The sequence below is a fragment of the Yunchengibacter salinarum genome, from assembly GCF_037658235.1.
Taxonomy (GTDB): Bacteria; Pseudomonadota; Alphaproteobacteria; order Sphingomonadales; family Kordiimonadaceae; genus Yunchengibacter; species Yunchengibacter salinarum.
The window spans coordinates 15,249-33,813 of record NZ_JBBJLN010000003.1 but is presented as its reverse complement, the minus strand read 5'-3'; the positions used below and the strand labels follow the sequence as shown (position 1 = coordinate 33,813).

The following is an 18,565-nucleotide window of genomic DNA, read 5'->3' as shown; positions in this document are numbered from 1 at the left end:
CATGCTGCGTGGAATATCAGCGCCATTGGTCACATTTCTTCCGGCAAGGCCGGCCGGCTGCCATCAGCGCCCGCAAGGCCCGGCAAAGGACGCCAGAAACACCGGCGCGCCAAAGTCAGCGCACGGAAATCACACGGAAAAAAAGATGACAGCGCGGATCAGCGCTGACCGGGCGACAGGATCACATCCCCGATCACCGGCCCCGGCACGGCGCCTGAATCCAGGGTCATGGCCGCCTTGATCCGCGACACGGCCTGATCCGCACTGGCTGCATCCCGCGCATACACATGGGCCACCGGGTCATCCGGCCCCACCTGCTGGCCCAGCGCGGCGATGTCCGTTACGCCCACGCCGTGATCCACCGGGCTTTTCGGGTCTGTCCGCCCGCCGCCCAGGGCCACCACGGCCATGCCGATGGCGAAGGTGTCCATGGCCGTCAGCGTGCCCGACCGGCCCAGCGTGACCGCGCGGGTCTCCGCCGCGAGGGGTAGATGATGCGCGGGCCGGTCCATCAGGTCCGCCGGGCCGCCCTGCGCCACAACCATTTGGGCGAACAGCTCTGCCGCGCGGCCTGAATCCAATGCCTCCGCCGCCTTGGCGCGGGCGGTTTCCACCCCCGCGGGCACGGCGCCGGACAGCGCCAGCATGTGTGCGGCCAGGGTCAGAGTCACATCCATCAGGCGCGGGTCCGCGCCTGCGGGGTTTTTCAGAAAGTCGATGGTCTCAAGCACTTCCACCGCATTGCCGGCGGTGCGCCCCAGCACCTCGTTCATATCGGTCAGAACGGCGGTGGTGGGGGTGCCCGCCAAATCGGCCACGCGAACGATATTTTCGGCAAGCGTGCGGGCCGCTTCCGGCGTTTTCATGAATGCGCCGGAGCCCATCTTCACATCCATCACAAGCGCCCCCAGCCCGGCGGCCAGCTTCTTCGACAGGATGGAAGCGGTGATCAGCGGCACACTTTCCACCGTGCCGGTCACATCGCGGATGGCATAAAAGCGTTTGTCGGCGGGGGCGAGATCGCCGGTCTGCCCGATGATGGAGCAGCCCACATCCCGCACGATCGCCGCGAACCGGGCATTGTCGGGATAGGCGTCATAGCCGGGGATGCTTTCCAGCTTGTCCAGCGTGCCGCCGGTGTGCCCCAGGCCGCGCCCCGAAATCATCGGCACATAGCCGCCACAGGCCGCCACCACGGGGGCCAGCATCAGACTCACCTTGTCGCCCACGCCGCCCGTGGAATGCTTATCCACCACCGGCGCGCCCGCATCCAGGCCAAGGGCCTGCCAATCCAGCACCGTGCCGCTGTCCCGCATGGCAAGGGCCAGCGCGCTGCCCTCATCCGGGGTCATGCCATTGAGAAAAACCGCCATGGCGAACGCCGCCACCTGCCCCTCGCTAACGCTGCCGTCCTTTATCCCGGCAACGAAACGGGCAATCTCGGCCTTGTCCAGCACACCCCCATCCCGTTTGCGGATAATGGTCTCCTGCGGCAAGTACTGGCTGGTCACGCTCATTCTCGGTCCTTGTATTGATGAATCGGGTTGAAAACAGCCCCGGTCAGCCGGGCAGATTGTCCGGGCCGAAGGAATGGGGCAGCAGGGCGGCGCTGTCCGTCTCCAGCAAAGTGGCGCCCGCATCGTCCACCATGGTCACCCCGGCGCCGGAGGGCGCGAATTCCCGGATTTTCTGGCGGCAGCCGCCGCATGGCGTGCACACATGCGCGCCCGGCCCGGCCACCACCACATGCACCACGCGCCTGCCACCCGCCAGCACCATGGCGCTTATGGCCGCCGCCTCGGCGCAGGTGCCCAGCGGAAAAGCGGCATTTTCCACATTGCAGCCCGCATGAATGGCGCCCTGCTCGTCCAGCACGGCGGCGCCCACCGGATGCCTGCTATAGGGGGCATAGGCACGGCCGCGCGCGGTGCAGGCGGCCTTGACCATGGCGGCGCGGGTCTCGGCATCCGGGGTCTGGACATCCGGGGTCTGGGCATCGGGGGCAGACACATCGGTCATGATCAATGATCCTTGCGATAAGGGGTGCCACTGGCCTTGGGCGGTGTCATCCGGCCCACGAAGCCCGCCAGAATCACCACCGTGAGCACATAGGGCAGCATCATGGTGAACTGCACGGGAATTTCCCCGATCAGGGGCAGCTCCTCCCCTTGCAGGCGGCCTTGCAGGGCATCCACGAAGCCGAACAACAGGCAGGCGCCCAGCGTGGGAAGCGGCTTCCAGTGGCCGAAGATCATCGCCGCCAGCGCCAGATAGCCCTTGCCCGCGGACATGTCACGAATAAAGCCCGCCCCCTGCGCCGTGGACAGCACCGTGCCCGCAATGCCGCACAGAACACCGGCCAGCATCACGGCGCGGTAACGAAGCCAGGTGACGGAAATCCCCGCCGTATCCACTGCTTCCGGGTTTTCACCCACGGCCCGCAGGCGCAGCCCGAAACGGGTGCGATACAGGCCGAACGCCACCAGTGGCACCAGGGCAAAAGCCAGATAGGTCAAAATGGTGTGGCCCGACAGCAGCTCGCTGTAGATCGGGCCGATCACCGGCACATCCGCCAGACTGTCCGCCAGCGGCAGGGTGATATGCCCGAACCGGCTTTCGTTCAGCAGCAGCGGTGTCTGGCCGCCCTTGTGGAACCAGCTTGTGGCCAATGTGGGCGCCAGCCCGGCGACGAAGATATTGATGGCCATGCCCGAAACGATCTGGTTGCCGTTCTGGCTGATGGCGATGAAGCCGTGCAGCACGGCCAGCACCACGGACATGGTGATGCCCGCCATCAGGCCCATCCAGGGATTGTCAAACACCGCGGCCGCCGCCCCGGCGGCAAAGGCGGCACCCAGAATCTTGCCTTCCAGTCCGATGTCGATGATGCCCGACCGTTCGGAAACAAGCCCTGCCAGCGCCGCCAGGATCAGGGGGGTGGAAATGCGAACGGTACCGCCCGCCAATTGAACCAGTTCCCCCAGAAAGCCGGTCAGAAATTCGATCATGCCGTTGCCTCCGCCCTGCGCGCCGCCGGATCGAACCGGGCAAAAAGCCGGGTGACCGGGCGGCGGAACAGATGCTCCATGGCGCCGGAGAAGATGATCACCAGCCCCTGAATCACCACCACCAGGTCGCGGGTCACATTTTCCATTTCAAAGGCGATTTCCGTACCCCCCTGATACAGCGCGCCGAACAGCAGCGCCGCCAGCACGATACCCACCGGGTGGTTGCGCCCCATGAACGCCACGGCAATGCCGACAAAACCATACCCCATGGTGAAATTGGCGATCAGCCGGTGCTGTTCGCCCAGCAATTCGTTCAGCCCCATCATGCCCGCCATAGCACCGGACAGCGCCATGGCCATGATCGTCACACGGGTAACGGAAATACCGGCAAAGCGCGCCGCGTCATGACTGCGCCCCACCACCCGGATCTCATAGCCGAACCGGGTCCGCCACAGCAGAAACCAGACCCCGAAGGCCACCAGCAGCGCCAGCGGCAGGGACAGGTTCATCGGGCTGGATTCAAACGGAATCCCCAGCAGGCCCAGCACATCGTGCATATGGGCCAGATTGGCGCCTTCGGGGAAATCACGGGTTTCCGGCATCTGGCCGCCGGGCCGTTGCAGCGGCCCCACCAGCAGATAGGACAACAGCGCCGACGCGATGAAATTGAACATAATGGTGGTGATCACCACATGGCTGCCGCGCCGGGCCTGAAGATAGGCGGGTACGGCGGCCCAGGCGGCACCAAAGGCGGCGGCCCCCAGAATGGCCAGCGGCACCGCCAGCCAGCCCAGCGCGTCCCCGGCCCAGAGCACGGCCAGCGTCAGCCCCAGCCCGCCCATCATGGCCTGCCCTTCCCCGCCGATATTGAACAGGCCCGCATGGAAAGCAAGCGACACGGCAAGCCCGGTAAAGATGAAATTGGTGGCATAATAAAAGGTGTAGCCGGTATATTCCTGATAGCCGAACGCCCCCTTCACCAGCAGGCCCAGCGCCGTGAACGGGTTTTCCCCAAGCCCCCAGATCACCAGCCCGGACACCACGAACGCGGCCAGCAGATTGACCAGCGGCAGCACGCCCAGATCGGCCCAGAGGGGCAGCTTGTAGGCGGCCCGCGCCTTCTGATCCACAGCCATCAGCCTCTCCCCCCGTGCGGCGCTTGCGGCCCTTGCGCGTTCCCGGCGTTATCATCGGCGCCCTCATCACCCGCACCCGCCATCATCAGGCCGAGCGTGCGGGCGTCGGCCTCTTCCACCGGCATGGCACCGGTAATGCGCCCTTCCGCCATCACCACAATGCGATCGGCAATGGCAAGCAGTTCGTCCAGATCGGCGGACACCACCAGCAGCGCCTTGCCCGCATTGCGCAGGTCGGTGATCTGGTCATGAATGCGGGTCACCGCCCCGATATCCACGCCGCGAGTGGGCTGGCCGATCACCAGCAGTTTCGGGTCGCGCGCCACTTCCCGCTGAAACACCAGTTTCTGCTGATTGCCGCCGGAAAAGCTGCCCATGGGCAGGCCCGGATTGCGTGGCCGCACATCCTGGCGATCAAAATAGGTGCGCGCTGTCTCGGCAATGGCATCCAGCCTGAGCCGCCATCCGCCCCTGGCGAAATCCGGTTCGCGCTGATAGCCGAGAATGGCGTTGTCCCGCGCGGTCATGGTATCCACCATGCCGGATTTCAGCCGGTCTTCCGCCACATGGCCCAGCCCCATGCGGCGCAGCGCCGTGGGGGCGCGGTGGCCGGTGGGGTCGGCCACGCACTGATCGGCCAGATGGACGGTGCCCGCGCTGATGCCGCGCAGGCCCGTGACCACTTCCAGCAATTCGGTCTGACCATTGCCGGCCACCCCGGCCACGCCCAGCACCTCGCCGTCATGCACGTCCAGGCTCACATCCCTGAGCGGCGTGCCGCCGGGCACGGGCGCGGTGCTCACACGGGACAGGAAAAGGCGCGGGCGGCGGGCGGCTTCCACGGCCTCCCGGCTCACATGGCGGCTGATCTTTTCCCCCACCATCAGCTCCGCCAACGCACTGGCGCTGGTGTCGCGGGTTTCCACCTCCCCCACCAGGCGACCGGCGCGGATCACGCTGACCCGGTCGGTCACAGCCATGATTTCGTCCAGCTTGTGGGTGACGAACAGGATGGTCTTGCCGTCCGCCTTCAGCGTTTCGATCAGGCGAAACAGCCCCTCGCTTTCCTGCGGCGTCAAGACGGCGGTGGGTTCGTCCAGAATCAGCACCTGGGCACCCCGATACAGGGCCTTCAGGATTTCCACCCGCTGGCGCACCCCCACCGACAGGTCGGCCACGGCCTCATCCAGCGGCAGATCAAAGCCGAAATCCGCCTCAAGCGCCAGAATGCGCGCGCGGGCGGCCTTCTTGTCCTGGGCCAGGTTCCAGCTTTCCTCGGCCCCCATCATCAGGTTTTCCAGCACGGTGAACGGCTCCACCAGCATGAAATGCTGATGCACCATGCCAATACCGTGGGCCATGGCTTCCGCCGGACTGGCGAATTGCACGGGCGCCCCGTTCACGAAAAGGCTGCCATCATCCGGCTGATAAAGACCGAACAGCATTTTCAGCAAGGTGGATTTGCCCGCGCCATTTTCCCCCACAAGACCGTGCACGCTGCCACGGCGCACGCCGAGCGAGATGGCGTCATTGGCCTGCACCGTGCCGAAACGCTTGCTCAGGCCCCTTGCCTCAACCGCCATGGACACGGCTTCCGCCGGTGCCTGTTCAGTGACTGCCATAATCGTCGCCTGCCCCAAAATATAATGCCGCTGCCCGGCGCGCCGCAACGCGCCCTGCCGGGTCCGCCCGTGACCGGTGGGCGGCCTGTCAGTGACCCGTATTGCCGCCTTCCACGTCCTTCACCACGATGTCGCCGGCAATGATCTTTTCGCGTGCCTCTTCCACCCTGGCTTCCATGGCATCTGTGATCAGGGCGCGGTTGTGCTCATCCACCACATAGCCAACGCCCTTTTCCGCCAGCCCCAGCACTTCATGACCCGGTTCCCAGCGCCCGTGGCGGGTGTCCTCCATAGCTTCGTAAACGGCCCGGTCCACCCGCTTGACCATGGAGGTCAGCACATGCCCCGGTGCGACAAAATTCTGATTGCTGTCCACGCCGATCGCCAGCTTCCCCTCGTCCTTGGCCGCCTGCAACACGCCAAGGCCGCTTGGCCCCGCGGCATGGAAGATCACGTCCACGCCCCGGCCATACTGCCCCTTGGCCAGCTCGGCGGCGCGGATCGGGTCCGACCAGGCGCTGGGCGTGGTGCCCACATAGCCTTCCACATAATCCACATTGTCCTTGGTCCAGTCCACGCCCTGCCGATAGCCACCGGCGAAGCGCTGGATCAGCGGAATGTCCATGCCGCCGATAAAGCCCACCTTGTTGGTCTCGGTGGCCATCGCCGCCAGCACGCCCACCAGGAAAGACCCTTCATGTTCCTTGAACGTGACGGAACGCACATTGGGCAGGTCCACCACCGCATCGATCACGGTGAACTGGCTTTCGGGATAGTCCCGCGCCACATTGCGCGCCGCCACCGCATAGCCCACGCCCACGGCCACGATCACATCGAACTTGCGGCGGGCAAAGCGCTTCAGCGCCTGTTCGTACTGTGTTTCGCTGGTGGGCTCGAAATCGCGGAAGCGGATTCCGGTCTCTTCCTGAAAGCGCATGGCGCCGTTATAGGCCGCCTCGTTGAAGGATTTGTCGAACTTGCCGCCCAGATCATACAGCACCACCGCCCTGAGATCGGATCGCGGCGCATCCTGTGCCGCGGCAGCCATCAAGCCCGCCGAGACCGCCGCCAGCCCCACGGCCAGCAACCGACCGAGACGGCGAAACAGCGCCGCCTGCCTTGAACACCTCCCCTGTTCGCCCAGCACCCGTGTCATGCGCCCGTCTCCCTTTTTTGCCATGCCTGTTCGGGCCGGAACAGGTCGGTCAGCCGCGGACCACCCCCTGCCCGTGTCACCCGTACAGTCATAGAGGATGCCAGAGCCAAGCAAAAGGGGAATGACGGGTCAATAAAAAACTGAACGATCAGTCAGGATTTGTCTTGCCGGATACTGGACAAGATGCCGGTGCCCGCGTATTGACGGGGTATCACGGGCCCGCGCCCCCGGTCGGGGTTGCAAAGCGGGCAGGCTTTGATAGACGGGATGGGCGCATGAGCGGCGCCTGGCCGCCGCAAGACGGGAACTCGCAGATGTCCAAATCCGTCAAGATTGTCGATCACCCCCTGGTCCAGCACAAGCTGACCCTGCTGCGCCGCAAGGACGCCAGCACGGCGGAATTTCGCAAACTGCTGCGCGAAATCGGGCTTTTCCTGGGCTATGAAGCCCTGTCGGACCTGCCGCTTGGCCGGATCAGCATAGAAACGCCGGTCTGCCCGATGGAAGCACCGGTGCTGGCGGGCAAGAAACTGGTGCTGATTTCCGTGCTGCGCGCGGGTGACGGCCTGCTCGGCCCCATGCTGGACCTTGTCCCCTCGGCGCGGGTGGGCCAGATCGGCCTGCAACGCAACGAGGAGACGCTCAGGCCGGAAAAGTATTTTTTCAAGGCCCCCAGGAATCTGAACCAGCGCCTTACCGTGGTGCTGGACCCCATGCTCGCCACCGGCCATTCCGCCGTGGCCGCGGTGGAGGAATTGAAAAAGGAAGGGGCGCAAGACCTTAGATTCGTCTGCCTCGTGGCCGCCCCGGAAGGGGTGGAGACCTTCACATCCGCGCACCCGGATGTGCCGGTGGTCACCGCCGCGGTGGACGAAAGACTCAACGAACATGGCTATATCGTACCGGGGCTCGGTGATGCGGGCGACCGGCTTTTCGGGACCAAGGGGAGCTAGGCAACATGGCCGAAGTGGTAAAAACCTATGTCACGGCGGAAGAGCTGTTGAGCGATTCCTTCAAGCTGGGGCTGAAGATACTGGAAAGCGGCTTTCAGCCGGAATTTATCGTCGGCGTCTGGCGCGGCGGCACGCCCACCGGCATCGCGGTGCAGGAAATTCTGGAATATTACGGCGTCAAGTCGGACCATATCGCGATTCGCACATCCAGCTATATCGGGATGCAGCAGCAAAAAGAAGTCAAAGTCCACGGGCTGGAATATATCGTCAACAATATCAACGCCGAAGACAGCCTGTTGATCGTGGATGACGTATTCGACTCTGGCCGCTCCATTCGCGCCATCATAGACCGGCTCAGGAAAAAGTGTCGCCGCAACACGCCGGACATCATCAAGATCGCCACGGTCTATTATAAACCACAGCGCAATGTGACCGACCTGACACCGGATTTCTATTGCCACGAAACCGATGACTGGCTGGTCTTCCCCCATGAGCTGGCGGACCTGAGCCGCGATGAAATCCGCGAACACAAGGGGCTGGACCTGCCCGACATCAAGTCCTGAGCGGATACCGCCATAAGGGCCAGAGCGAGCGAAACACCGAACGGGGAACGATCATGAGCTTTGAAGATTATCAGGCCTGCGCCGACATCATCCGCCAGAAAGTCAGCGGCCCGGTGCCGGGGCTTGCCATGGTGCTGGGGTCCGGCCTCAATGCCCTGGCGGACGCGCTGGAAGACACCACCATCATCCGGTATGACGAGCTGCCCGGCTTCCCCCAACCCACCGTGCACGGCCATTCGGGCCGCATGGTGATCGGCACGCTGGACGGATCGCCGGTGATCTTCATGCAGGGCCGGGCTCATGCCTATGAAGGCCACAGCGAAGACAAGCTGGTTTTCGGCGTGCGCGTACTATGGGCGCTGGGCGTGAAAACACTGGTGCTCACCAACGCATCCGGCAGTCTGGATGAAGCTGCCGGGCCCGGCAGCCTGATGGCCATTTCCGATCATATCAATTTCTCCGGCGTCAACCCGCTGGTGGGCCCTAATGACGACCGCATCGGCCCGCGCTTCGCCGACATGACCAATGCCTGGGACCCGGACCTGCTCGCCACCATGAAAGCCTGCGCCGAGGCGGAGGGCATCACGCTGCATGAAGGGGTCTATCTGCAAGCCAAGGGGCCGAATTTCGAAACCCCGGCGGAAATCCGCGCCTTCCGCACGCTGGGCGCCAACGCGGTAGGCATGTCCACCGTGCCCGAATGCCTGGCCGCGCGCCATGCGGGCATGAAGGTGGCGGGGGTGGCCTCCATCACCAATTATGCCGCGGGCATGACCGGCAACGAGCTGACCCATGACGAAACCATGGAATATGGCGCCAAGGCCGCCGTTCATCTTGAAAAGCTGCTGAAAGCGTTTGTGAAAAAAGTGGGTTGATTTCACACCCCGCACGCTTTGCGTGCGGGGTGTTTGCCGCTCACGCCTTGGCCGCTTGCGCGGCCCGGCTCCGCGAGGGCGCCGCACTGGCGGCGGGCCACGGTCGTGGCCTCCGCTCATCCCGCGCAGTGGCGGGATGGCGGTAGAGGCAACGTCGGTGCGGGTATTTGCCGCTCACGCCTTGGCCGCTTGCGCGGCCCGGCTCCGCGAGGGCGCCGCACTTGCGGCGGGCCACGGTCGTGGCCTCCGCTCATCCCGCGCAGTGGCGGGATGGCGGTAGGGGCAACGTTGGTGCAAACGGGGCGCGGGGGTGGCGCCGGGCTTGCGGATAGCCTTTTAGTTCTGGTCGCCGTAGGGCACCCAGATATTCTTCACCTCGATGGCATGGTCCAGCACGGCGCGGCCTGCGGTCTGGCGAGGGTCCATCCAGTCATGGGCCTTTCCCAGTGCCAGCCAGGTACGCTTCATATTGTCGGCGGAGGCCGCCTCGATCGCCGCGCCGGTCTCCTTGCCGCCAAAGTGCCACAGGCCATCCACCGCCAGGTGTTTCGCCAAATCCAGCGCCAGCGCGTCCACGTCCCCGGTCACGATGTTCACCACCCCGCCCGGCAGATCGCTGGTTTCCAGAATCTGGTAAAAGTCCGTCGCCAGCAGCGGATAGCGGTTGCTGGGCAGGATCACCGTGCGATTGCCCGCGGCGATGGCATGAGCCATCAGGCTGACAAAGGCCAGAAGCGGCTTTTCATCGGGACAGGCAATGCCGATCACGCCCACCGGCTCGTTCATGGCAAGCGCCACGCCGCGCATGGGGGGTGAATGCACCGCGCCGTCCAGCTTGTCCGCCCAGGCGGCGGCAGTGAACAGCCGATCCATGGATGCCTCCACCTCGGCCTCGGCGGCCTTGGCCGTGGTGCCCGCCACCTTGCCGAGCCGCGCGGCAAACTCCGCCGCCCGCACGCCCAGATTCTCCGCCATGTAGTACAGTATCTGCGCCCGGTTATGGGCGGTGGTGGCGGCCCAGCCGCTGGCGCCCTCGGCGGCCTCAACGGCGTTGCGGATGTCCTTGCGGTTGCCGTCCCCCACAAGGCCCACTTCCGCGCCCTTGGGGTCGGCGATGACAATGGCATTGCCGCCATCGGGCCGCGCCTGCTTGCCGCCGATATACAGCTTGGCGGTGCGGTCGATACCCGGCAGGCCCGCGCCGCCCTTTGCCGGGCTGATGGATGCGGGATGCGGGATCGCCTTCAGGGCCTTGCAGGTTCTGTCCGCCTTCGGTTTCAGATAGGCGGCCATGCCTTCCTTGCCGCCTTCGCGGCCAAAGCCGGATTCCCGGTAGCCGCCAAAGCCCACGGCGCCGTCGAAAAAGTTGGTGCCATTGACCCAGACAACCCCTGCCTTCAGGGCCGGTGCCACTTCCAGCGCCCGCGACAGGCTTTCCGACCATACACTGGCGGCCAGACCGTACCGGCTGTTATTGGCCAGCTTCACGCCCTCGGCCTGGGTGCGGAAGGTCTGCGCCGTCAGGACCGGGCCGAAAACCTCTTCCCGGTTCAGCACATTGTCCCCCGCCGCGCCGGTGACCAGCGTGGGCGGATAAAACACGCCCTTGTCGGGCATGGGGCATGGGGCGTGCCAGATTTCGGCGCCTTCCTTTTTGCCCTGCGCCACCAGGCTTTCGATGCGCTCTTTCTGCACCGGGTCCACAATGGCGCCCACATCCACGCACTTGTCCAGGCTGTCGCCCACCCGCAGGCTTTCCATGCGCCGCTTCAGGCGGGTGATGAAGCTGTCCGCGATGCCTTCCTGCACCAGCAGGCGGGAGCCCGCGCAGCACACCTGCCCCTGGTTGAACCAGATGGCATCCACCAGCCCTTCCACGGCGCCGTCAATGTCCGCATCCTCAAACACCACATAAGGGGACTTGCCGCCCAGCTCCAGCGTCAGCGCCTTGCCGCTGCCCGCGATCTGGCGGCGGATGATGCGGCCCACTTCGGTGGAACCGGTGAAGGCCACCTTGTCCACTTCCGCCTTTACCAGCGCGGCGCCCGTATCCCCGGCGCCGGTGATGATGTTGACCACGCCGTCGGGCAACCCCGCTTCCTGGCACAATTCAGCGAATTTCAGCGCCGTCAGCGAGGTGAATTCGGCAGGCTTCAGCACCACCGTATTGCCCGCCGCCAGCGCCGGGGCGATCTTCCAGGCCAGCATCAGCAGCGGAAAATTCCACGGGATCACCTGCCCCGCCACGCCCACGGGCTCATGATCCGGGAAGGTTTCATCCAGCAGTTGGGCCCAGCCCGCATGGTGGTAAAAGTGCCGTGCCACCAGCGGTATATCCAGATCCCGGCTTTCGCGGATCGGCTTGCCATTATCAAGGCTTTCCAGCACCGCCAGCAGGCGGCTGTGTTTCTGCACCAGCCGGGCCAGCGCATACAGAAAGCGCGCCCGGCCATGGCCGCCGAGCGCAAGCCACTTGCCCTGCGCCGCGCGGGCGGCGGCCACCGCATCGGCCACGTCCGCCTTGCCGGCAATGGTGATATCCGCCAGCTTTTCCCCGCTTGCCGGGGCATAGGACGGCATGGTCCCCGCCTTTTCCGGCATCGCAAAGGCGCCGCCGATAAACAGGCCGAAGCGCCTGTTGTGCCCGTCCAGCCATTCATCCGCCCGTGCGCGGCTTTCCCCGGCGGGCGCGTAATCCATGCTTTTCAATTTGTCTGCCACCGTCATGCTTTCGATCCCCTTAAAGCCAAGCGCACATCAGGCCATTGCGTGGCGGTGCGCCGCCGAATAGCCGCCAAAGGCATGGTATTCCAGTTGCCGTTCCAGGTCGCCCAGCAGGCCGGATGCCCCGAAGCGGAACAGCTCCGGCTCCTGCCAGGGGCGCCCCAGTTCTTCCCGCATCAGGGTCAGATAGGTGACCGCATCCTTGGCCTTGCGAATGCCCCCGGCGGGCTTGAAGCCTACCTTGATGCCGGTGGCATCCTCAAAGGCGCGAATCTGACGCACCATGACCAGCGACACCGGCAGGGTGGCATTGACCCCCTCCATGCCGGTGGAAGTCTTGATGAAATCGGAGCCCGCCATCATGGCGGTCATGGAAGCCTTGGCCACCTGTGCCAGATTGCCATGTTCCCCGGTGGCGAGGATGGTCTTCATATGGGCGGCGCCGCACGCCTCCTTGAAGGCTTTCACCTCGTCATACAGCGCCTGCCAGTTGCCGTTCAGCACATGGGCGCGGGTGACCACAATATCGATTTCCCGCGCACCCGCGGCGACGGATCGGCGGATTTCCTCCATCCGGGTTTCCACCGGCGCCAGCCCGGCCGGAAAGCCGGTGGACACGGCGGCCACGGGAATATCGGTTCCTTCCAGCGCCCTGACCGCCACGGGGACCATTTCATGATAAACGCAGACCGCCCCGGTGGTGAGCGCCATATCCCCCAGATCGAACGCGGCCAGAATATCCGGGCGCACGGGCTGGCGGGCCTTGGCGCACAGGCGCTGCACCCGGCCCGGCGTGTCATCGCCGGACAGGGTGGTCAGGTCCATGCACTGGATCGCCTTGATCATATAGGCGATCTGGCTGTCCTTCTTCACGGATCGCCGCCCCGGCAGAGACCCGGTGCGCCGCTCCACCGCGCTTTTGTTGACCCGGATCGCTTCCACCCAATCGGCGTGAAAGGCCGTGCCCTGATTGACGAAACCCTCAGATGCCATATGCCCGTCTTTCCATCATTGCCGTCCGATCCGCCCGTGGCCCCGCATGGGGGGCGACTCCGGCGGATGCCATACAAAGACAAATCTTGACTGATTGGTCAAGAAATCTCTGAATCCTTTTCGCCGTCGGGCTGGTAGACGGTCAACCCCTGCACGCGGCGCATACCGGCAAACGCCAGCAGCATCAGCCCGGCAATGGCATAGCCCGCCGCCAGACGGTGCGCCAGAACCGGGTCGCTGGCCGCATCCGGGATGGCCCAGGGCATGTACATGCCGCTGGAGGGTAACACGGAATGGATCACGCCAAACAGGGTAAAGGCGCTGGCGGCAAAGGCGGCCAAAGCCGCCGCGCGCAGGCGCCCGTCTATGATCCAGACAAGCATGGACCCCCAGATCAGACTGGTCAGCACATAGCCCTTGGACAGGGCGGAAAACAGGAAATAGCTGTCCCGCCACTGATCGGACAGGCCCTGCGCCACGCTGGTGGACAGTTTGCTGTACAGTTCATCCACCTTCAGCGCGGTATAGTTGAGAATGGCGGGCACCAGGGTAAACAGCACGGCAGGGGCATGGCGCGCATCGGCGCTGGCAAAGGCCAGCCGGATGATATCACTGGCCACCACCACCAGAATGGGTTTGAGCGCCGCATCCGGGATCATCTTGGAGGCGAAGGCGATCAGCCCCAGAAAGCCGCCAACGCCCACAAGGGCCACCACGCCCAGCGCATAGGCACTGCGTGCGCCCATCCGCTTGTAGGTGGCGTGGCCGAAATAGGGCGTGGTCTGCACCACGCCGCCGAACAGGCCCGATGCGATGGTGGCCACGGCATCGATCTGCACCACGCGCCCGGCATTATAGGTATCCCCCGACAGACGCGCGCCGGACACGATGTTCACGCTGCTGGCGGCGATCAGCAGGGCAAAGGGCAGTATCAGCCCCAGATGATTGAGCACCGGCCCACCCATGGCCATCACCCCGGCCAGGGTGGGCAGCGGCACGGCGGGCACGATATCGGGCGCGGCATTGATCACATAGCCATCCCCCGCCCCGGCAAGGGCCAGCACATAATACAGCACCGTCCCCGCCACGATGGCGATGATGGCCCCCGGCATGTTGCCCGGCAGCCGATGGCCCGCGATCAGGGCATAGGCCATGATCATCAGGGAAAACACGCCCACTTCCGGCAGATCGAAAATGCCGAAAATGGCCTCCGCCCCCAGATAGACGGTGGCGATCCCGGCCATGGCACCGATCAGCGCCGCCTGTGGCAGCCCTTTTTGAACCAGCGTTCCGACAAAGGACAACCCCACCTTGATCACGCCCATCCAGAGCGCCGCGGCCATACCCAGTTGCCAGGCCAGCGTGGCCGCCCCGGTCTCGCCCATCTCGCCGATGTTGGACACATAGGCCGGGCCGATGACAAAGGCGGACATGGCGAACACGGACGGCAGATCAATGCCCAGCGGGATGCTGGTATGGTTATGATTGCCGGTCTGGCGCACCACGCGGCGGGTATAGGCCGCGTATAGCACGTTCCCCACCACGATCCCCATGATGGAGCCGGGAATCACCTTGCCGAACAGCACCTCGTCGGGGAAATCGAATCCGCCCCCCAGCACACCCGCCAGCACGAACAGATTGACCACGCAATCGAGGAAGAACGCGAAACCCGCATTCAGTTCCGCCGCCATCTGGCTGGGAGCCGGAGCAGTGCCGCCAAGCGGGTCGCCGGTCTTGTCAGTCATGGGTGAGATCGTCCCCTGAAAAAAGGAAAAGGCCCCGAAAAGCCCTGAAAAAGCCGTGGCCGGGACCGCGCCCGGCCACCCTGTCAGCGGAAGGACTGTTCAAAGGAGTTCAGGCGGGAGTCAAGCCTTTCCATCAGGGCCGCCCGGTCGGCGGGGTCCAGAAAACTGTGCCGGATGGCATTGCGCGACAGCCGCTTCAGGGCCTGATAATCAAGATCGAAGGTCTCCACCGCGCGCTGATATTCATGGGTCAGGTCGATCCGGCTCACGCCCTCGTCGTCCGTGGAAAGCGTCAGGGGCACGCCGTGGCGGCGATACAGCCCGAACGGATGATCCCGCCCGGTCACGCCCAGAATCACATCATTGCTGGTCAGATTGATTTCCACCGCGATGCCGTCCCGCACCATGCGGGCCAGCAGGTCGCCGCTGTCCCGCTCATGGGCGATGTCGATGCCGTGACCGATGCGGCGGGCATGGCCAATCTCGATCGCCTGACGGATATGGAAACGCAGGTTCCGCGGGCGCACCAGACCAAGGGTCAGCTCCCCGGCATGAAGGGCGATGTTCTGCTGGCCGCGCGTGGCATACAGATGGTCGATCATGCGCATGTGCCGGGTATAGTCCCGAAGCGCGATATAGCCATCTTCCGGCGCCACCAGATTGAGCCCCACAAAGCGCGCGTCCCGCTCCATCACATGCCAGCCCAGAATAATTTGCGCATAGACCATGGCCGGGGAAAATTCCCGGATCACCTGATGTTGCAGGCGGATGGTCACGTCGCAGCCGGGCAGCGGGTCATTGCCACCGCACTGAAGCTGCTCCGCCCGGCGGGCGAACGCCCCGTCCAGCCGCCGGGAAATGTCCGCCGCCAGATCGTCCACCCGCGCGCCGAAAGGGCTGTCCATCAACAGGCGATAATCCCGCGCCGGGTCGCCGGTCAGCTCCACGCCGCCCACCAGCGGAAACAGCTCCCCCAGGATCAGGGTGTGCATGAGCTCCAGATAGGGAATGTTCTGCCAGGCGGCGCGGCGGCTCACATTGGTGAGCATGTCCCCGAACCGGTCATTGCGGGCCAGCATCCGGGAAAAGGTGACAAAAAACTGGTCATGGCCGGACCAGCCGTTTTCCGGCTTAAAGGAACGCAGGGACAGGCCGTTGATCAGGCGGCGGCGCAGGTCTTCGTCCAGCCGCGCCTCGCGGGCATCCACCCAGCCGCGATCGGCGCAGCTTTCCTCCGCCGCATCCACGATGGCCGGGCCGTCCGGGTTCACGCACAGGCCATCTTCCGCCGCCCAGTCCAACCAGCTTTCCGCATAGACCGCGCCGGTCAGGTGATTGTGCAGGTCGCCGCCCTTGGGGAAGGCTTCCAGAAAGCGGCGCAGCGCCGGGCCGTTTGTCCTGGCCTGCTCGAACGCCCGCGCCACCGGGCTTTGCGCCGCGTCGCCGCCCCTTTCATCGCCGCTGGCCTGCTGCACCACCCCGGCCTGCGGCGGAGCGTGGCGTTCGCCGCCGCCAGCGCGCGGCCCGGTGTCGCCAATGTCCACAATGCAGCCCGCCAGCACCAGCCCGGCGCCAATCACGACCCCGAAGTGTTTGATCCTGTTCATGATATCCGTCATCAAAGCCCCCTTCACCCGCCGGTTCGCCCATCCGTCATGATCACGCCTTGCCTGTCCCGGCCAGAGGCAATAGTCTTTCCCGCCAAACGCCCGGCCCGGTCGAACGGCGGTGCGCACCCCAGCTTCAGGCAACCCGGATGGAGCCCCATGGCCAAGCTTTATTTCTATTATTCCGCCATGAATGCGGGCAAGACAACCACCCTGTTGCAATCCAGTTTCAACTATCAGGAACGGGGCATGAACACAATGTTGTTCACCGCCGCCATAGACGACCGCACCGGCCATGCCACCATTTCCAGCCGCATCGGGCTGACATCCCGCGCCGACACCTTTGCGGCGGGAACCAACCTGTTCACCACGGTCAGCACGGAGCTGACCCGCCGTCCCCTGCACTGCGTGCTGGTGGATGAAGCCCAGTTCCTGGACCGGGATCAGGTGTTCCAGCTTGCTGCCGTGGCGGATCGGCTGAAAGTGCCGGTGCTGTGCTATGGCCTGCGCACGGACTTTCAGGCCAATCTGTTCGAAGGCAGCCAATGGCTGCTGGCGCTGGCGGACGAAATGCAGGAACTGAAAACCATCTGCACCTGCGGCGCCAAGGCCACCATGAATCTGCGCATCGATGAAAACGGCCATGCGGTGCGCGAAGGCGATTCCGTGGAGATCGGCGGCAATGACCGCTATATCGCGCTGTGCCGCAAGCACTATATGGAAAAGATGTTCGGGCCCACCCTTGCATGAAACCGCCTTCGGGCGCAGGCTCGGCCATATGCAACCGGGATGACGGATGCGGTTCCCCGCACCCGTAAGAAGCGGAACATGCGCTGCCCCTGGCCGTCTTTCGGCATCACCCGATCAGCATGGAGGAATCCGTTATGTCCGCGATCATGGCCCGCATTCAGGACTTTATCCGGCTTGAGGTGGCCGCCGGGCTGATCCTGATTTTCGCCGCGCTGGCCGCGCTGATCGCCAGCAATTCGCCGCTGGCGGGCTGGTATGACAGGCTTCTGGAAACGCCGATGATCATCCAGGTCGGCACCTTCGCGCTCGCCAAGCCGCTGCTGTTGTGGATCAATGACGGCCTGATGGCGGTGTTCTTCTTTCTGGTGGGGCTGGAAGTCAAGCGTGAGGTTCTGCAAGGGGAACTGTCCAGCGTGGAAAGCTCCGCCCTGCCTGCGCTCGCCGCCCTTGGCGGTATGGCCGGGCCGGCCCTGATCTATGCCGCGCTGAACTGGCAGGGGGGCGCCACGCTGGATGGCTGGGCCATTCCCGCCGCCACGGACATCGCCTTTGCGCTGGGCATTCTGGCCCTGCTGGGGCCACGGGTTCCCGCCACACTGAAGATCCTGCTGCTGGCCATCGCCATCATTGACGACCTGGGCGCCATTGTCATCATCGCCCTGTTCTATACGGATAATCTGTCGCTGGGAATGCTGATCGGGGCGGGTATCGGAATCGCCGTCCTGATCGGCCTGAACCGGCTGAACGTGCTGAAACTGGCGCCCTATGTGCTGACCGGCGTGGTGATCTGGGCCCTGGTGGTCAAATCGGGCGTGCACGCCACGCTGGCGGGCGTGCTGGTGGCTTTCACCATACCCCTTGGCCCGCGGGAAGATGCCGCCGGCTCCCCCCTGCACAGGGCGGAGCACGCCCTGCATCCCTGGGTCGCCTTCATGGTGGTGCCCATATTCGGCTTCGCCAATGCGGGCGTGTCCTTTGACGGCGTGGCCCTGGCGGACCTGGCCAAGCCGGTGCCCCTTGGCATTGCGCTGGGCCTGTTCGCGGGCAAGCAGATCGGCGTGATGGCGATGGTGGCGCTGGTGCGCCTGACCGGGCTCGGCGCCCTGCCCGCCGGAACCCGCTGGCCCCATCTTTACGGGCTGGCCTGCCTGACCGGGATCGGCTTCACCATGAGCCTGTTCATCGGCACACTGGCCTTCGACACACCCGAAATGCTCAATCAGGTGCGGTTGGGCGTGCTGGTGGGGTCCGTGGCCTCGGCGCTGCTGGGTTTCCTTGTGCTGAAATTCACCCTGCCCGACCGCGCGGAAGGGTGATGCAAAACAGCCACGTCACGGCGAAAAGCGACGGGCCGGAAAAGAATGTTCCTTTTCCGGCCCTTGTTTATAGTTAATAATTTCCTTCTCAATCCGGCGCCAATCAAGAAAAACCTG

At 64.6% G+C, this 18,565-nt stretch carries 15 protein-coding genes; 5 read left to right on the top strand and 10 right to left on the bottom strand.

The window, feature by feature from the left end:
* Positions 1-158: 158 nt before the first annotated feature.
* From deoA to WGH93_RS03745, 6 genes are all read right to left on the bottom strand, one after another.
* Complete coding sequence (gene deoA, locus WGH93_RS03770) at positions 159-1,517, bottom strand: thymidine phosphorylase (protein ID WP_374763524.1); 1,359 nt, start codon at positions 1,515-1,517, stop codon at positions 159-161.
* A gap of 43 nt (positions 1,518-1,560) precedes the next feature.
* Entirely contained in the window at positions 1,561-2,019 is a 459-nt protein-coding gene (locus WGH93_RS03765) for a cytidine deaminase (RefSeq protein WP_374763523.1), read from the bottom strand.
* Between the two features lie 2 nt (positions 2,020-2,021).
* Positions 2,022-3,008 carry an ABC transporter permease gene (locus WGH93_RS03760; RefSeq protein WP_374763522.1) on the bottom strand — a complete coding sequence of 329 codons (987 nt, stop codon included), beginning with the start codon at positions 3,006-3,008 and terminating at the stop codon, positions 2,022-2,024.
* Positions 3,005-4,144, bottom strand: coding sequence for an ABC transporter permease (locus WGH93_RS03755; protein WP_374763521.1), 1,140 nt, complete (start codon positions 4,142-4,144; stop codon positions 3,005-3,007). The genes WGH93_RS03760 and WGH93_RS03755 overlap by 4 nt, the downstream gene beginning before the upstream one ends.
* Positions 4,144-5,766 (bottom strand): ABC transporter ATP-binding protein, encoded by a 1,623-nt coding sequence (locus WGH93_RS03750; RefSeq protein ID WP_374763520.1) that lies wholly within the window; start codon positions 5,764-5,766, stop codon positions 4,144-4,146. The genes WGH93_RS03755 and WGH93_RS03750 overlap by 1 nt, the downstream gene beginning before the upstream one ends.
* Before the next feature lie 88 nt (positions 5,767-5,854).
* Positions 5,855-6,814: a BMP family lipoprotein gene (locus WGH93_RS03745; protein ID WP_445530151.1), complete on the bottom strand. Its 960-nt coding sequence runs from the start codon at positions 6,812-6,814 to the stop codon at positions 5,855-5,857.
* A 422-nt stretch (positions 6,815-7,236) separates the two neighbouring features.
* Between WGH93_RS03745 and upp the strand changes: the two genes are divergently transcribed.
* From upp to WGH93_RS03730, 3 genes are read left to right on the top strand one after another with little or no spacing between them, the layout of a single operon-like run.
* Positions 7,237-7,875: a uracil phosphoribosyltransferase gene (gene upp, locus WGH93_RS03740; RefSeq protein WP_374763518.1), complete on the top strand. Its 639-nt coding sequence runs from the start codon at positions 7,237-7,239 to the stop codon at positions 7,873-7,875.
* Between the two features lie 5 nt (positions 7,876-7,880).
* Positions 7,881-8,438, top strand: coding sequence for a phosphoribosyltransferase (locus WGH93_RS03735; RefSeq protein ID WP_374763517.1), 558 nt, complete (start codon positions 7,881-7,883; stop codon positions 8,436-8,438).
* 53 nt (positions 8,439-8,491) lie between these two features.
* On the top strand, positions 8,492-9,313 hold the full coding sequence (locus tag WGH93_RS03730) for a purine-nucleoside phosphorylase (protein ID WP_374763516.1): 822 nt from the start codon (positions 8,492-8,494) through the stop codon (positions 9,311-9,313).
* Positions 9,314-9,649: 336 nt separating this feature from the next.
* Here WGH93_RS03730 and WGH93_RS03725 read toward each other — a convergent pair whose 3' ends face one another.
* The 4 genes from WGH93_RS03725 to WGH93_RS03710 all read right to left on the bottom strand — a co-directional run bounded on the left by WGH93_RS03725 (position 9,650) and on the right by WGH93_RS03710 (position 16,394).
* Entirely contained in the window at positions 9,650-12,040 is a 2,391-nt protein-coding gene (locus WGH93_RS03725) for an aldehyde dehydrogenase family protein (RefSeq protein WP_374763515.1), read from the bottom strand.
* Between the two features lie 30 nt (positions 12,041-12,070).
* Positions 12,071-13,030, bottom strand: a complete 960-nt coding sequence (deoC, locus tag WGH93_RS03720) for a deoxyribose-phosphate aldolase (RefSeq protein ID WP_374763514.1) — start codon at positions 13,028-13,030, stop codon at positions 12,071-12,073.
* Positions 13,031-13,128: 98 nt separating this feature from the next.
* Complete coding sequence (locus WGH93_RS03715) at positions 13,129-14,775, bottom strand: SulP family inorganic anion transporter (RefSeq protein ID WP_374763513.1); 1,647 nt, start codon at positions 14,773-14,775, stop codon at positions 13,129-13,131.
* Positions 14,776-14,858: 83 nt separating this feature from the next.
* A complete protein-coding gene (locus WGH93_RS03710; protein ID WP_374763512.1) occupies positions 14,859-16,394 on the bottom strand; it encodes an adenosine deaminase family protein in 1,536 nt (511 codons plus the stop codon).
* A gap of 147 nt (positions 16,395-16,541) precedes the next feature.
* Between WGH93_RS03710 and WGH93_RS03705 the strand changes: the two genes are divergently transcribed.
* Together WGH93_RS03705 and nhaA are read left to right on the top strand one after the other, a co-directional pair.
* Positions 16,542-17,132 carry a thymidine kinase gene (locus WGH93_RS03705; protein ID WP_374763511.1) on the top strand — a complete coding sequence of 197 codons (591 nt, stop codon included), beginning with the start codon at positions 16,542-16,544 and terminating at the stop codon, positions 17,130-17,132.
* A gap of 134 nt (positions 17,133-17,266) precedes the next feature.
* Positions 17,267-18,448 (top strand): Na+/H+ antiporter NhaA, encoded by a 1,182-nt coding sequence (gene nhaA, locus WGH93_RS03700; protein ID WP_374763510.1) that lies wholly within the window; start codon positions 17,267-17,269, stop codon positions 18,446-18,448.
* Positions 18,449-18,565: the final 117 nt, after the last annotated feature.

Bases quoted from the DNA above. Each gene is read 5' to 3' on its own strand.
- deoA (WP_374763524.1), bottom strand. From the start codon at position 1,517: ATGAGCGTGACCAGCCAGTACTTGCCGCAGGAGACCATTATCCGCAAA.
- WGH93_RS03765 (WP_374763523.1), bottom strand. From the start codon at position 2,019: ATGACCGATGTGTCTGCCCCCGATGCCCAGACCCCGGATGTCCAGACC.
- WGH93_RS03760 (WP_374763522.1), bottom strand. From the start codon at position 3,008: ATGATCGAATTTCTGACCGGCTTTCTGGGGGAACTGGTTCAATTGGCG.
- WGH93_RS03755 (WP_374763521.1), bottom strand. From the start codon at position 4,144: ATGGCTGTGGATCAGAAGGCGCGGGCCGCCTACAAGCTGCCCCTCTGG.
- WGH93_RS03750 (WP_374763520.1), bottom strand. From the start codon at position 5,766: ATGGCAGTCACTGAACAGGCACCGGCGGAAGCCGTGTCCATGGCGGTT.
- WGH93_RS03745 (WP_445530151.1), bottom strand. From the start codon at position 6,814: ATGGCTGCCGCGGCACAGGATGCGCCGCGATCCGATCTCAGGGCGGTG.
- upp (WP_374763518.1), top strand. From the start codon at position 7,237: ATGTCCAAATCCGTCAAGATTGTCGATCACCCCCTGGTCCAGCACAAG.
- WGH93_RS03735 (WP_374763517.1), top strand. From the start codon at position 7,881: ATGGCCGAAGTGGTAAAAACCTATGTCACGGCGGAAGAGCTGTTGAGC.
- WGH93_RS03730 (WP_374763516.1), top strand. From the start codon at position 8,492: ATGAGCTTTGAAGATTATCAGGCCTGCGCCGACATCATCCGCCAGAAA.
- WGH93_RS03725 (WP_374763515.1), bottom strand. From the start codon at position 12,040: ATGACGGTGGCAGACAAATTGAAAAGCATGGATTACGCGCCCGCCGGG.
- deoC (WP_374763514.1), bottom strand. From the start codon at position 13,030: ATGGCATCTGAGGGTTTCGTCAATCAGGGCACGGCCTTTCACGCCGAT.
- WGH93_RS03715 (WP_374763513.1), bottom strand. From the start codon at position 14,775: ATGACTGACAAGACCGGCGACCCGCTTGGCGGCACTGCTCCGGCTCCC.
- WGH93_RS03710 (WP_374763512.1), bottom strand. From the start codon at position 16,394: ATGACGGATATCATGAACAGGATCAAACACTTCGGGGTCGTGATTGGC.
- WGH93_RS03705 (WP_374763511.1), top strand. From the start codon at position 16,542: ATGGCCAAGCTTTATTTCTATTATTCCGCCATGAATGCGGGCAAGACA.
- nhaA (WP_374763510.1), top strand. From the start codon at position 17,267: ATGTCCGCGATCATGGCCCGCATTCAGGACTTTATCCGGCTTGAGGTG.